The organism is Okeanomitos corallinicola TIOX110 (genome assembly GCF_038050375.1).
Classification (GTDB): Bacteria; Cyanobacteriota; Cyanobacteriia; order Cyanobacteriales; family Nostocaceae; genus Okeanomitos; species Okeanomitos corallinicola.
Genome location: NZ_CP150886.1, coordinates 4,462,397 through 4,477,520, shown reverse-complemented (window position 1 = coordinate 4,477,520; position 15,124 = coordinate 4,462,397). Strand labels below are relative to the sequence as shown.

Sequence of the window (15,124 nt, the reverse complement as noted above, 5' to 3'; positions counted from 1 at the left end):
CTATTGTATTATTCTTTTTCTGTATTTACGTCACCGACAAATCTTAAAACATCAAGAGGAACAGAAGATATGCAGGTTTGATGTGTTGTATTAGTGATGTAATATCAGCGGTAAAGTCCAACTTAGCAACTCAGTGGTTAAAATAGTAGGCAAAGACATAGAGCAAAACTATCATCAACTGAAATTTTTGATTCTTCCAACTCTGGTATAAACAACAAATAACGAGATTAACACAATGACAAACACTCAAGAAAAAACCAACAACATCGAAGAACAGATTCAAGACGAGATTCAAGAAGCTCGTAACGTCTGTGATATTTCAGGTAACAACTCCGCCGAATGCGCTGCCGCTTGGGATGCTGTTGAAGAATTACAAGCAGAAGCTTCTCACCAACGTCAAACCAAACCCAAAAACTCTTTAGAGCAATACTGTGATGCTAACCCCGATGCAGATGAATGCCGGGTTTATGAAGACTAGGAACTGCTCATAGTCTGGTTTCTCTAAACCTGTTCGGTAAGTAACCCAGAACTGAAAACTGATTAGGTTACACTTCTAGCATACTCACCATGAGTATTATTAATTTACAAATCATTAGGAAAAGTCAACGGATTTTTCCTGATGAATTGAAACATAAGTGTACTTTATCAGCCTATCACTGGTAAAACCCGAAATTATCAACGTTACTGGTGGAACAACTCAACTGGTTTACCACCAGTTACTAAATCTGGTCTTTAACCTACTGAGGCTGATGAGGGAAATGTAGGTAATTTACTAATTAACTAACAACTAACAAAAGCTATGCCGCAAGTTTGGTTTCGCCCCTACGTTTGGATGGATTATAGATTAGCATTATTATTTACTTTAATAATTCCTGTTATTCTTCTCATTTGGGCATTTGTACAAAAAACAGATGCAATACAACGCTTATTAATTATTTACTGGCGCGTAGCAAGTTTATCAGCTATTACAGTTTACTTATTGATTGGGGGATTACCAATCAGTTTTATTTCTGCTTTAATGGCGCGGATTTTGATTCCTATTTCCCTGTGGTTTTGGGTTGATATCAATGACGAAATAGACTACTTACCCAAAAGTCCTTTAAAACTGATGTTCACATCTTGGCGTTGGGCAATGACAGTGTATAGCTTTTTGGGTGCAATCAGTTTGCTACCATTTTTGAGTTGTACTTTCTCAGCAGCATCTCTAAAAAATCCCTTCTGTAGTGTTTGGGCTGAAGCACCATTAATGTTTAAGGATTATTTTCACCATAACAGTAAAACAGGTTTTCTAGGCTTTTTGGGCATAGTTGGCCTAGTTATTTATGTAGTTTATTTAAGTTACTTTGTATTTGTAAAACTAGGTAAGCATGGCAGATCAGCTACTCAATAAATAGAATACTTTAACCTCTATGGTGTCAATTCTCCCCCTTCAGGGATAAATGATTATCCCTAACACTTACTAAAAAAAAGATAAAGTCTGCCGTTAAATCATCAAGATAATGATAATAATGCAAACACTTAACTAAAATTAACAGTATTCTCTTGATGAATAGTCCCATTGGTAAACGGTTAGAACAATACACCATCAAAAGACCTCAAGAAGTCCTACTTGTTACCATAAGTATTGGTGATGAACAAGATAAAATTGCTGTGTTTAAAGGATTTTCTAGTTCTTTAATGCGTCCTACTGATTTTGATCCAGATGTACCTGTATTACCAGATGATGCCATTATTGTGGCAATTGATCGCATAGCTAGTCCTTATAATCCTGAATCACCCCGTTATATTCAACAAGGCATTTCTTGGGAAGCGATGGAGGCTTTGTTATTAGAAGTAGGTGTTTAATTAGGTAACTGGTGACAGTAAAAAATAACCAATGACTAATTCTGGATATACTCTCCCCGTGTTTGCTTGCGCTGCGGCCGTTGCAGCTTTACATTGGTTACGTCAGCGTCAAGCTTTAACTTTTAGTTCAGTAGATTTAATTACACCTGCGGAAATTGCAGATATTCCGATTGAACAGGTGGCTGGAATCTCTAAAAATTCAGCTTTAGCTATTACCCGTAGTGATCCGGGTGATAACCTTGACTTGACAAAAAATACACCAATTTGGGCAATGGTGACATGGTACGAGGGAGATGGGGAAAGAGTAATTATTCAAGGGGGAGAGGGAATTGGTAAACAATTAAATAATGATGGAAAAGCAGCGATTTATGGTTATGCTGAAAATTTGCTCACTGAGAATTTACAACGGTTGTTAGCACCAGGGGAAAAAATTATAGTGACAATTATTTTACCCCAAGGACGATCGCTGGCCGTTCGTACTTCTAACTCCGCTTTTGGTGTAGTGGAAGGACTTTCTCTATTGGGTACAACGGGTATTTCTCAACCTTTGAGTACACCTGATCAGTTAACTGCTTTCCGTGATGACTTAAAAGAAAAAGCTAGTCAGTTTAAAAGTTTAGTTTTTTGTATTGGTGAAAATGGCTTAGATTTAGCGAGAAAATTAGGGATAAATCCCCAACAATTGGTAAAAACAGCTAACTGGTTGGGACCTTTATTAGTCGAAGCTCATCTTTTGGGTGTGCAGGAAATTTTATTGTTTGGTTATCACGGTAAACTGATGAAACTTGCCGGGGGAATTTTTCACACCCATCATCACTTAGCTGATGGCCGACGGGAAATTTTAGCCGCTCATTGTGCGATCGCCAGTTTACCATGTTCCCATATACACACTGTCTTTTATAGTCCTACCGCAGAAGCTGCTTTGAAACATTTACGTCATTTAGATAGTACAACTGGTAGTAATTGGACAAACCAAATTTACAGTAGTATTGTAGAAACAATTGATCACCGCGCTCAAGAATATATAAAAAGTCATAGCAATAGAGAAATTAACACCACAGTCTGCGGTTCAGTTGTTTTTGACCGCGATCGCCAAATTATCACCAGTAGTAAAACTGGTTGTATGTTGATGGAAAAATTGTGCTAATTTAATATGAATAATCATAAACAAACCAGAATAATAAACAATTTTTTGTTAATTGAACCCTAACACCGCTTCGCGGAAGTCAAAAGTAATATGGCGTAATCTTTTTAGCCATTGAGAATGGTCTGTTTATTTACGCCATACCATACTAAATGGATATTTTTGCAATTAATAATAAGCCAAATTTATCGGCTTGATAGGTTTAACAGTAGTTATTACCATAAAACAGCACTTTACAAGTAAATAAAGTACACATCTAAATATTATTAAGTATTTCGATCTGGGAATATTTTCCCCATATGTGTACCTAATCCAGAAAAATTTGCTGTAAAAAGGTGTTTTGATTATTACTAACCTAAAAAGCCGGAAATGGTATTTACAATTTTTATCCTCAAAGACACACATCCACCATCATGAACACAGCGGTGACTCTACCAACCGAAGAAACATCTCCAAACCAAGAAGATGTAAAGGCGCTTAACCGCCAAATAATCGTCATTTTAGACTTTGGTTCTCAATATTCTGAACTTATAGCTCGACGTATCCGTGAAACTCAAGTTTATTCAGAAGTTCTTTCTTACCGCACCACAGCGGAACATTTACGCAAACTCAACCCCAAAGGAATTATCTTTTCCGGTGGACCAAACTCAGTTTACAGCGATCATGCTCCCCATTGTGATCCAGAAATCTGGAATTTAGGCATTCCCATTTTAGGAGTGTGCTATGGGATGCAGTTGATGGTGAACCAACTGGGAGGGGAAGTTGTCAAAGCTGAACGGGGTGAATATGGCAAAGCATCATTATATATAGATGATCCCACAGACTTGTTAACCAACGTCGAAGATGGCACAACCATGTGGATGAGTCATGGCGACTCAGTAAAAAAAATGCCCCCAGGTTTTGAATTACTGGCACATACAGAAAATACACCCTGTGCTGCAATAGCAGACCACGAAAAGAAACTTTACGGTGTGCAGTTCCATCCAGAGGTAGTACATTCACTAGGTGGTTTAGCACTAATTCGTAACTTTGTTTACCATATTTGCGACTGTGAACCGACTTGGACAACTGCGGCTTTTGTAGAGGAATCAATTCGAGAAATTCGCGCCAGAGTTGGGGAAAAGCGCGTATTATTAGCACTTTCCGGGGGTGTAGATTCTTCAACCTTGGCATTTTTACTTTATAAAGCCATTGGTGAACAACTAACCTGTGTGTTCATTGATCAAGGCTTTATGCGGAAATTAGAACCAGAAAGGTTATTGAAATTGTTTAAGGAACAGTTTCATATTCCCGTAGAGTATGTTAACGCACGCGATCGCTTTATTTCTGCCATTGCAGGTGTTACAGATCCCGAAGAAAAACGCCGGATTATCGGCCATGAATTTATCCGTGTCTTTGAAGAAACATCGAAAGAATTAGGACATTTTGATTATTTAGCACAGGGTACACTTTACCCCGATGTAATTGAATCTGCGGATACCAATGTTGATCCGAAAACTGGTGAACGGGTAGCAGTAAAAATCAAGAGTCATCACAACGTTGGTGGTTTACCCAAAGATTTGAGATTTAAACTCGTTGAACCATTACGGAAACTATTTAAAGATGAAGTCCGTAAAGTAGGCCGTTCCATCGGTTTACCAGAAGAAATTGTCCAAAGACAACCATTCCCAGGCCCTGGTTTAGCAATTCGGATTTTAGGGGAAGTCACTGCCGAAAGGTTAAATATTTTACGGGATGCTGATTTAATTGTCCGCCAAGAAATTAACCAACGTGGCTTGTATCACGATTATTGGCAAGCTTTCGCCGTATTATTACCTATTCGTAGTGTGGGAGTAATGGGTGATAAAAGAACCTATGCTTACCCCATAGTTTTACGGATTGTCACCAGCGAAGACGGGATGACAGCAGACTGGGCAAGAGTACCTTATGATGTGTTAGAGGGAATTTCTAACCGCATTGTGAATGAGGTCAAAGGTGTTAACCGCGTGGTTTTTGACATCACTTCCAAGCCACCTGGAACTATCGAGTGGGAATAATAAATAGGTCATAGATAACAGGGGACAGGTGACAGCAATAAGTTATCACCCGTTCTCCTGTAGTTAGATATTTACTACAAAAAATAATTATGCAAAGTTATGAACAACAAGGAAATATCATATTTCATGGTGATAGTGTGAACGTTTTAAGAAATCATATTTCCTCAGCATCAGTAGATTTAATTTTTATTGATCCTCCCTATAATATAGGTAAAAAATTTGGTGATTTTCATGATCAATGGGATTCTGAAGAAGAATATATAAATTGGTCATATCAATGGCTGAATGAATGTATTCGCATCCTCAAACCAAATGGAACATTATATTTAATGACCAGCACCCAAGCAATGCCATATTTTGATATTTACGTAAGAAAAGAATTAACTATTTTAAGTAGAATAGTGTGGCATTATGATAGTTCTGGAGTACAAGCTAAAAAATATTTTGGTTCAATGTATGAACCGATTCTTCATTGTGTTAAAAATAAAAATGATTATACTTTTAATGCAGATGATATAAAAGTTGAAGCAAAAACTGGTTCACAACGTAAATTAATTGATTACAGAAAATCTGTTCCCACTCCCTATAATACGGAAAAAGTCCCTGGTAATGCTTGGTATTTTCCTCGTGTAAGATACAGAATGGAAGAATATGAAAATCACCCTACACAAAAACCAGAATCATTGTTAGAAAGAATTATTCTTGCAAGTAGTAATCAAGATAGTCTCATATTAGATCCTTTTGCTGGAACTTTTACAACTGCGGCTGTTGCGAAACAATTAGGCAGAAAGACAATTAGTATTGAACTGCAAAAGGAATATCTAAAAATTGGTTTAAGAAGAGTTTTTGGATGGCAAGAGTACGAAGGGGAAAGACTTTTATCACCAGATAAAAATCACAAAATCAGAAATAAACATGGTAAAAATATAGAATGTGAATTTAGGCAAGGAAGTATTTTTGATGCCAATATTACATCATGAATTTACCCAAATAATCATTGATATTCTGGATAAATATTTTCCGGAAAATGGGAATATTATTTTCAATAATAGTCAATTATTACAATATATCAATATTAAAACAAAGGCAGCAAATCGTGGTTCAAAATCAAGAGCTAGTTTTGCTAATCATTATGCAATATATGTTTTAGTTGAAGATTATTTACAAAATGAATTTCATATTAAAAATGGATATGAAGATTATGAAGGCGCACAATATACAGCACTTTTGATAAGACAAAGAGAACTACCTTTTGGGAGTAAACTACAAAATCACGCTCTTAATAGTCGGTTAAATGAAGAATTTAAAAAATATTTTTTAATATCAGATTATTTACCAATTATTCGAGATATTAAAACTAACCGATATTGGATAAATGAAAATTTACTTAAACTGACAATTGAAAATAAAACTATTAATATTGCTCAGGCAATTAAAGATATTATAGATGCCTATATACAAGCAAGAACAGAATCATTTACGAACTTTATGAAACGCTGCCAAGAAATGACTGACATACAGCAGCAACAACCAGAAGCAGCAATTAATTTTATTAAAGAATTAATCAATCCTAATGAAGATGCTAGAGTTTTTGAAATAGTTAGTTATGCAATATTAAAGGAATATTATGCAGAACAAAAAATATATTGGGGATGGTCTCCAGATGAACTAAATGTTGAATCTTTATCTCTTTATAAAACAGGTCGTACAAATGCTAATGATGGAGGTATAGATTTCGTAATGAAACCTCTTGGTAGGTTCTTTCAAGTTACAGAAACTATAGATGCAGGTAAATATTTTTTAGATATTGATAAAGTGCAAAGATATCCAGTTACTTTTGTAATCAAAACTGAGCAGACAATAGAAGATTTATTAAAAATAATTGCGGCACAAGCAAGCATGAGATATAAGATTAATGCTGTTGTCAGCAGATATATGGAAGCAATAGAAGAAATTATCAATATCCCACAATTAATACTCTTTTTCGATCAGGTATTAGAATCTAACAGAGGTATGAAGGTTATTGAAGAAATAGTTTTACAGAGTCGAGTTGAATTTAATATGGATGAGGAAGTATTGAATTAATTTGATCTCAATACTATCCTCACAAATTTAGTCTATTGCTCTTGATGTTCAAAACTAATAGTTTCCGTTTTATATTCAGGTGGTTCAACGTGAATAATAATTCTCACAGGACTGAAACGTTGTTGTAATTGCTGTTCTACTGCTTCAGTAATATGGTGAGCAGTTTCTACATCCGGTGCATCTACGATCAAATGCATTTCTATAAAAACTTGACGACCTAAAACACCACGGGAAGCAATATCATGACAATTAATGACACCAGGAACAGCAACAGCAATACTATGAATAGTTTCCGGTGCGATCGCCATTTCATCTACTAACCAAGGTAAATTCTCTTTTAAAACTGACCAACCACTCCAAAACACCAACAAAGCTACAGGAAAGGCTAAAACTACATCTAACCATTGCAAATTTAACCACCAAATTCCTATTAACCCCCCTAATACAGAAATAGTCACCCACACATCACTCATGGTATGTGTAGCATCAGCAATTAAAATCGGACTACCTACCCTTCTACCAACATTACGTTCATAGAAAGCAACAAAAATATTTACTCCTAAGACTATTAATAATAACCACAATTCAACTCCTGATATTTTTATAGTTGAACCACCTTTAAGAATTCTCTCAATCGCTCCCTGGAGAATTTCAAAACAAGCTATTCCTAAAAAAGCAGCTATCCCTAAAGCACCTACTGCTTCAAATTTATGATGTCCGTAGGGATGTTCTCGATCAGGTACTGGGGAAGAAAACTTAATAGCAATTAATCCTAAAACGTTATTAGCACTATCTGTCACGCTATGCAAAGCATCAGCTAATAAACTGAGAGAGCCTGTAGAATATCCCACCACTGCTTTTATTGCCATGACAAATAAATTCAGAATTAGAGTAATAATTAATACTTTTCTAATTTCCAAGCGATTATCGTAAGCCATAAAAAATTTATTAGTTTTTGTATGTTCTATAGCTTCTAATGTAAAGCATCAAGGAAAAATAAATACAAATAAAATGTATCAAAATCTTACAGTGTAAAGAGTGTTTTTCTTGATAATCTCTGAATTTATGCCAATTTATTGAGATTTATTGTAAATAAAATTTGCTAAATATACAATTAATTCTGACATTATCATTTCTGCTCAAGAAGATATTATTCTCATTTATAAATTGATAATAATGTGGAAATAAAATTTCTCATATACCTGATTTCTTATAAAATCTGGAAAAATAGTCAAAATATCAATAAGAATTATTGATTAGTTTTGACTCATAGCACCATTAAGTAGGATATGTAGTAATGCAGAGGTTTTAATTAAAAATTCTATGTCTTCTACACCTTTAACACTAAACTTAGCTGATGGTTCTATCTCCTTTAGTTTTTCAGCCCAAGCCGCAAGGGAATTAAAAGCAGCAATAGACCAATTAATGCTGAGTCTCAAAGCTGTAGCAGCTAAACCGACTCCTGGTGGTGGTAAAGTTACTCCCCAAGCCTCTTTAGAATATCGCTACACCGGAGAAGTATTTTTAGAAGTGTTTTGTAACCCTAATATTTGGCCTACTCCTTTTGCCGCTAAAGTATTACTAACTATTCGTAATATGGGTATTCGCTTAACAACAGAAGCAGAACTTACTCGCATAATTGAGGATGTTAATCAATATTTAGAGCAAGTGGGATAATTTGTAATTCGTAATTCGTAATTGAGTTATGAATCTCTCCAACTCCTCCTTCACCTTTCTCCCACCAAAAAATATACTTGTCCAAAGTTATAAACTCTGGACAAGCATAAATAAAATAATGACTACTTATTCAAAATAGCGATCCTTTGGCTTAGGGTATAGCTAATATCGCTTACTGGCAAAGTAGTATAAATTCAGACTGTAATTGTTCTTTTTTCATAGTTAATTTCAGGATGATGGACAGAAAAATGTTTTTTCTTAAATCCACACATCAAAAAATTAACATTTAATTCAAAACTAACTTTTAATTAGTCGTTATCCCATTCTTCTCGGCCAATTAAATCCCCAATGCGATCGCGCAATAGAAAGTCACATTTCTCCAATTCACATTCCACGCAAACCCACTCTCTGGCTGGGATATATTGACAAAGTGTATATATTGGCTGTTGACGGCTCACTATCCCCCTTTGCACAAGTTGGCGTGCTTCGTCTTGGATTACGTCTAGAGAGTAATAATTGATAGAAGGCACCGTATTCACACTCATGGTTTTTACTCACAAAATTACATTTAGGTTGTGTTCCCAAAATTAATTAGGAACAAAGATGGAAATAATTAGACCTGTGGCTAGGTTTTGTAGTTTGCTATACGGAACTATTATCATTTTGACGCTACACACCTGTAAATTATCTAAAGAAATATTAAGTTTGTCAAGGAAAGATAACATCAAACCTAATTCCGCTTCCAACTTTCAATCCCAGAGACTAGCAGTGGGAATATCTTGTATGTATTAGCTCACTAGAATTAATTAACAGGTTTTTTACTCTGATATCTATATGTCCATAGTTACAATTTCATCTAAGATTTTCTGATTCTTTGTATCAAAAAAATTTTTATACTAAATAGCTAAACTACACTAATGAGCCGTATGACTACAATCTGTTAATATTTTTTTAACCTATACTCTGAATATCCTTAATAATCTCAATATTGTTTGTTTACACAATACCAATCTTTTCATCAGTAAGCCTTCAGTAGAGGTTGAGCGTTAGGCCTTACCCCTACTACAATACATACAAAGTTTAAAATAAGTAACTTTACTTATTCAGGAAAATCTTCCTCATTTTCTTCCATGCTTCCTGAAGAACGCTCTTGTTGGAGTTGGTTTAATAAGCTCAGAAGCTTAGTACCTCTTTCAAGAGAGCGATCTTCAACAAATATCACTTCTGGAGTACGGCGCAGCCTTACCCTAGAACCCAGTTCACTACGAACATAACCAGTAGCCGACTTCAAACCAGCCATTGTTTCAGCTTTAGCTTCCTCTGTCCCATAGATACTGACAAAGATTTTCGCGTGTTGTAAGTCACCAGAAACATCTACGTCAGTGACACTTACCATTCCTGTCCCCACACGGTCGTCTTTAATACCGTTGAGTAACATTTGGCTAACTTCTCGTTTAATTAGTTCAGCAACGCGGGAAACGCGGCGATTTGTAGCCATATAAATTCCGCCTTCTCACAGAGTTTGTACAATAAGATACGAATGCAAATTTAGGTGAACAGTGCTTGCGGTTATTAAAACCAGCAACAGCAACAGTCAGCGGGGTTAAATTATGGTTAAGCCCAATCCAGATTTTAACGGTATTGTACCTAGATTGTATTTAATCCCAACATAGCGCGGAGAGTAAACGTTAAAAAAAATATACTTCCCACAAACAAACCCAAAATAGCTATCAAAGTAACTGGGCGTTTCAAGAGTGGCATGAATGGTTCAAAGGTATTTAGAAAAAGACCTAAGACGATAGTGATCAAGTAACGAGGGTAGCGAAATACGTTATCCCAAAATCCATCAAACATTTGAATATAGACTACCTTGTTATTAACTGTTTTTTTCAGGTGCTTATTTAACTTAATTGTAATACACAGGGTGGAAAATCGTGCAATTCAGATAAAATAACTCAGATTGGCATATATTTAATATTTAACTATGGCTAGTAATTGGTAATTAATAATAAATAATTGGTATTTAGTAATTAATCTTTTGGTAAAACATCCTCCTAGTAAAACTTGATAAAAGAATAAAGGAAAATGGTAATTAATTTAACCTTTTCCCCTATCCAGCAAATTATTTTCACTGGGTAATAACCCAGGTAGTATTGATGCTCTAGAAAGCTGTTAATCTTCGTCAAGTGCAGGGAGAATTTCTTCAAACCGCCATAAATTATCTTTGTTTTCAATGAACCAAATGCGTGATTCTGTGGTTAATTTACTCCAGATTTCTTCAGGAGGAATGTGAGGAGAAGCATATTGATATTCTTGTCCGAGTTCTTTGAGATTATCCACTACATCAACCGGAACACCTAAGTCTCCCCAATCTATTTTTAAACTTCTACCTACTGTTCCAGAACAGGGGTCAAAAATTAATTGTGCTGTTCTGATTAAATCTGCGAAGTGTTGAGGTTTGAGTCCGATAATTTCTTGAATTTGGATTGATTTCTTTGGTTCTTGAGACATTGCACTGGAGTTATGAAGGTAGTTGTTTTACTGAATTTACTGCCAGAGATAATCCCAATACATCCTAATATTTATCCGAACATACCTAGTTTAACGCAGAAAATCAATGTTAATCAATAGAATTGAAAACAGGTGAGGTTTTGAAATATGTTTTCCATAATTTATAATTAAATTATCTTAATTTTCTTTGGTTTCAACTAACACTGTCACTGCTGCAACTGCTATCAACATTTCATCATTTTTGTCATTGAGAGAGGCGATCGCTAACCCATCCACTACCATTCCTCCAACTTCTACAGTTAGGGTTTTTTTCCCGAATGGTAAAACAGATAATACTTCTGCTTCTCTTACTTGTTCGGGGTATGGTACAGCTACTTTCACTTCTACTATCATCTCATTGGGATCTTGTAACCCTGCTACCTCCATAATACCTAATAAGGCATTGTTAGCGATCGCATTTCTGACTGCTCTTGCTGCTGCTACTGTTGGTTCTTGTCCATGTTGATCTACTCCCATTCCCATTTCTATAATAAAGCGTTTAAGTGCCATAAGTAAATTTTCTTAACTTTTCATCCTCTACTTTATCGCTATATGAGACAGTTAAATAATTTTACATATTTACAAATATATGAAGCCATAGTTTTTAGTAGTCATTAATCTTATGAATATAAATCGTCGTCAATTTATCACTACTTTAGGAGTATCTAGCCTACTAACCCAAATTGCTCCAACTATAGCTCAAAATACGATTTCACCACTGACCATAATTAAACCACCACGACTTAAAATAGGTGATACCATCGGCTTAATTTCTCCTGCTGGGATCATTGAAAATCAAGATATTGAAAATGCCAAGGAAACTTTTCAAAAATTAGGACTAAATATTAAGATAGGAACACATATTTTAGATCGTCATGGTTATCTAGCAGGAACGGATATCAACCGTACTAAAGATATTCACTTGATGTTTACAGATCCATCTGTTAAAGCAATTATGGCTATGCGTGGGGGTTGGGGTTGTAATCGCCTTTTACCTTTACTAAATTATTCTCTCATCCGTTCTTATCCTAAAATTATCATTGGCTACAGTGATATTACTTCTTTATTATTAGCTATTAATGCTCGTAGTCGCTTAATTACTTTTCATGGTGGTGTTGCTACTTCCACGTGGAATAAATTTACAGTTGATTACTTTCAAAGAATTTTATTTGATGGGGAATTATTAACAATGGAAAATAGTTCCACCCCAGAAGGAAACATCGAAAAAATTACTCCAGGTCAAGCACAAGGTAAATTAATTGGGGGGAATTTATCAGTTATAGCCGCTATGATTGGTTCTGCTTATTTACCATCATGGCATAATAACATTTTATTTGTGGAAGATATCGGTGAAGATGTTTATCGAATAGATAGAATGTTAACACAATTAAAAAATGCTGGTATTCTCAATCAAATTTCTGGTTTTATCTTTGGACAATGTACCAATTGTCAAGTTTCAGAACAACCATCATTTACATTAAAGCAAATATTACAACAACATATTCAACCTTTAAATATTCCGGCTTGGTATGGTTCTATGATTGGTCATGTCAAAGATAAATTTACAATTCCTGTAGGTTTAAAGGTAGAAATAGATGCTGATTATGGCACAATAAAAATGCTAGAAGCATCTGTTATGGTAGGTGACAGGGAACAGGTGACAGGGAACAGGTGACAGACCTAGAAGTCTTTCAGTGTCTAAGTTTTAGTTTTGCTTAATGTCCTAACCGCCTTGTCCATTGCTATATATAAATAAATTCTTTCAAAATTCTTTAACAATAATTTTTATATTTAAAAAAAATACTATTTAAAAGTCTTGACAATAGTTACAAAAATCACCTATTGTATTAGTAGATTTTAGTTATATTTACTGCTACATTACAGTGGTAATACTTCATAAATTTCGGATATTTATGTGATCAACATAATTTTTCATCTCTCAGTTAAGGGGTGTATATAAAATTGGAAGATAAACTCATGATAATTAATAATCAAAAGTCGAAAAAATATATTTGTTATATTTTATTAAATAAGCTTATTCTGGGTAGTTTGCTATTACCAGCTAATGCTCAAATAATTACCCAAAATATTACACAAACACCTGATCGAATAAGAGAAACAGAAATACAACCGCCAGTATTACCTAATCGTGAACCTCTACCAGAAAAACCATTACCACCCCTGGAAGAATTACTTCCTCAACCAGAAACAACACCTACAACTCCTCAACCATCAATAGGAGATATTCCCGGCACAATTACAGTGGTAAAGTTTGAGGTAATTGGAAGTACGGTTTTTAGTCAAGAAGAATTTACAAATAAACTGAAAGATTTTACTAATAAATCTCTTTCCTTTGCTGAATTATTACAAGCTAAAGAAGTTATTAATCAACTATATATAGAGAGCGGTTATATTACTTCAGGTGCTTTTATTCCTCCCCAAAATATAAAAGATGGGGTGGTAAAAATTCAAGTAATTGAAGGAGAAATTGCAGAAATTAATATATCTGGGTTGAATAGATTAAGACCTAGTTACATTCGTAGTAGATTAGCATTAGCAACAAAAGCACCTGTGGAGCAAAATCGCTTACTCCAAGCTTTGCAACTGTTACAACTTGATCCTTTAATTGCTAATTTATCAGCAGAATTAGCGGCGGGTTCTCGAACTGGTGTCAGTATATTGGACGTTAAAGTACAGGAAGCAGATGCTTTTTCTGGACAGATAAGTATTGATAATCAGCGATCGCCTAGCGTTGGAAGTGTACGTCGTCAATTACAAATTAATCACAATAATTTATTAGGATTTGGCGATCGCTTTCGTGTTGGTTATATTAATACCGATGGTAGTAACTCCTTAGATAATCTCAGTTACACATTCCCCATTAATGCCAAAAACGGTACTATCGGTTTTAACTACAGTCGTACCAAAACAAATATTATCGAAGCACCTTTTAATGTTTTAGATATTCAATCAGCATCACGTAACTATCAAATTACCTATCGTCAACCTCTGCACCAAAGTCCTACCCAAGAATTTATAGTCGGTGTCACAGGTTCAAGACAAGAGTCAGAAACATCATTATTAGATGAACCTTATCCTCTCTCCCTCGGTGCAAATGATCAAGGGGAAGTGAGAATTTCCGCACTGCGCTTTTTTCAGGAATATACAAAGCGAGACAGTCGGCAAGTATTTGCGATGCGATCGCAATTTAGCGTCGGGATCAATGCCTTTAATGCGACAAATAATAGTACAGAACCCGATGGTCAGTTTATAGGATGGCGTGGACAAACCCAGTATTTACGCTTACTAACACCAGACTTAACATTACTATTAAGATCAGATATACAACTGAGCGATCGCCCCTTACTAGCATTAGAGCAATTTAGCGCAGGTGGTCAACAAAGTGTCCGTGGTTATCGTCAGGATTCCTTATTAGCAGATAATGGTTTATTTGCATCCGCAGAACTTCGCACCCCCATTTTGCGTGTTCCCAAATGGCAAACCACAGTAGAATTAAGTCCCTTTTTTGACATAGGCACTGTTTGGAATCACTCTAGCTCTGATGTAGAAATTGACCAAAAAACCTTATCTTCACTTGGTTTAGGATTACGCTTATTAGTAGGTCAAAACTTTAATGCCAGATTTGACTGGGGTATTCCCTTACTTAAAGTAGATAAAACCGGAAATTCTTTACAAGAAAATGGTCTATACTTCTCCATTGAATACAGGCCTTTTTAGGTCAGAATTCAGGACTAAAAAATAATTTTTTTGAATAACGGGCTATTTT

16 protein-coding genes are annotated in these 15,124 nt (G+C 35.2%); 10 read left to right on the top strand and 6 right to left on the bottom strand.

The features are described from left to right. Positions 1-235 precede the first annotated feature (235 nt). From WJM97_RS19590 to WJM97_RS19560, 7 genes are all read left to right on the top strand, one after another. Positions 236-478 carry a Calvin cycle protein CP12 gene (locus WJM97_RS19590; RefSeq protein WP_353930438.1) on the top strand — a complete coding sequence of 81 codons (243 nt, stop codon included), beginning with the start codon at positions 236-238 and terminating at the stop codon, positions 476-478. A gap of 321 nt (positions 479-799) precedes the next feature. Beyond that, positions 800-1,390: a DUF3177 family protein gene (locus tag WJM97_RS19585; protein WP_353930437.1), complete on the top strand. Its 591-nt coding sequence runs from the start codon at positions 800-802 to the stop codon at positions 1,388-1,390. 155 nt (positions 1,391-1,545) lie between these two features. After that, positions 1,546-1,845 carry a hypothetical protein gene (locus WJM97_RS19580; RefSeq protein WP_353930436.1) on the top strand — a complete coding sequence of 100 codons (300 nt, stop codon included), beginning with the start codon at positions 1,546-1,548 and terminating at the stop codon, positions 1,843-1,845. Positions 1,846-1,876: 31 nt separating this feature from the next. After that, a complete protein-coding gene (gene cbiD / locus WJM97_RS19575; protein ID WP_353930435.1) occupies positions 1,877-2,992 on the top strand; it encodes a cobalt-precorrin-5B (C(1))-methyltransferase CbiD in 1,116 nt (371 codons plus the stop codon). A 410-nt stretch (positions 2,993-3,402) separates the two neighbouring features. Continuing rightward, entirely contained in the window at positions 3,403-5,025 is a 1,623-nt protein-coding gene (guaA, locus tag WJM97_RS19570) for a glutamine-hydrolyzing GMP synthase (protein WP_353930434.1), read from the top strand. An 89-nt stretch (positions 5,026-5,114) separates the two neighbouring features. After that, the gene (gene yhdJ / locus WJM97_RS19565; RefSeq protein WP_353930433.1) at positions 5,115-6,005 is read left to right on the top strand and encodes an adenine-specific DNA-methyltransferase; all 891 of its coding nucleotides are present in this window, start codon (positions 5,115-5,117) and stop codon (positions 6,003-6,005) included. After that, complete coding sequence (locus tag WJM97_RS19560; RefSeq protein ID WP_353930432.1) at positions 5,986-7,110, top strand: restriction endonuclease; 1,125 nt, start codon at positions 5,986-5,988, stop codon at positions 7,108-7,110. The genes yhdJ and WJM97_RS19560 overlap by 20 nt, the downstream gene beginning before the upstream one ends. A gap of 32 nt (positions 7,111-7,142) precedes the next feature. Here WJM97_RS19560 and WJM97_RS19555 read toward each other — a convergent pair whose 3' ends face one another. Further along, a complete protein-coding gene (locus tag WJM97_RS19555) occupies positions 7,143-8,048 on the bottom strand; it encodes a cation diffusion facilitator family transporter (protein ID WP_353930431.1) in 906 nt (301 codons plus the stop codon). Positions 8,049-8,433: 385 nt separating this feature from the next. On the opposite strand from WJM97_RS19555, the gene WJM97_RS19550 reads away from it, so the two are divergent. Continuing rightward, positions 8,434-8,787: a hypothetical protein gene (locus tag WJM97_RS19550; protein WP_353930430.1), complete on the top strand. Its 354-nt coding sequence runs from the start codon at positions 8,434-8,436 to the stop codon at positions 8,785-8,787. Positions 8,788-9,095: 308 nt separating this feature from the next. Here WJM97_RS19550 and WJM97_RS19545 read toward each other — a convergent pair whose 3' ends face one another. From WJM97_RS19545 to WJM97_RS19525, 5 genes are all read right to left on the bottom strand, one after another. Further along, positions 9,096-9,332 carry a DUF4327 family protein gene (locus WJM97_RS19545; protein ID WP_353930429.1) on the bottom strand — a complete coding sequence of 79 codons (237 nt, stop codon included), beginning with the start codon at positions 9,330-9,332 and terminating at the stop codon, positions 9,096-9,098. A gap of 554 nt (positions 9,333-9,886) precedes the next feature. Then, entirely contained in the window at positions 9,887-10,285 is a 399-nt protein-coding gene (rbfA, locus tag WJM97_RS19540) for a 30S ribosome-binding factor RbfA (protein WP_353930428.1), read from the bottom strand. Positions 10,286-10,434: 149 nt separating this feature from the next. Beyond that, a complete protein-coding gene (locus WJM97_RS19535; protein ID WP_353930427.1) occupies positions 10,435-10,641 on the bottom strand; it encodes a DUF751 family protein in 207 nt (68 codons plus the stop codon). A gap of 318 nt (positions 10,642-10,959) precedes the next feature. Then, on the bottom strand, positions 10,960-11,298 hold the full coding sequence (locus WJM97_RS19530; RefSeq protein ID WP_353930426.1) for a hypothetical protein: 339 nt from the start codon (positions 11,296-11,298) through the stop codon (positions 10,960-10,962). Between the two features lie 177 nt (positions 11,299-11,475). Continuing rightward, the gene (locus tag WJM97_RS19525) at positions 11,476-11,847 is read right to left on the bottom strand and encodes a Lin0512 family protein (protein WP_353930425.1); all 372 of its coding nucleotides are present in this window, start codon (positions 11,845-11,847) and stop codon (positions 11,476-11,478) included. A gap of 112 nt (positions 11,848-11,959) precedes the next feature. Between WJM97_RS19525 and WJM97_RS19520 the strand changes: the two genes are divergently transcribed. Both WJM97_RS19520 and WJM97_RS19515 read left to right on the top strand, forming a co-directional pair. After that, positions 11,960-13,012 carry an LD-carboxypeptidase gene (locus WJM97_RS19520; RefSeq protein ID WP_353930424.1) on the top strand — a complete coding sequence of 351 codons (1,053 nt, stop codon included), beginning with the start codon at positions 11,960-11,962 and terminating at the stop codon, positions 13,010-13,012. A 302-nt stretch (positions 13,013-13,314) separates the two neighbouring features. Then, on the top strand, positions 13,315-15,075 hold the full coding sequence (locus tag WJM97_RS19515) for a ShlB/FhaC/HecB family hemolysin secretion/activation protein (protein WP_353930423.1): 1,761 nt from the start codon (positions 13,315-13,317) through the stop codon (positions 15,073-15,075). Positions 15,076-15,124: the final 49 nt, after the last annotated feature.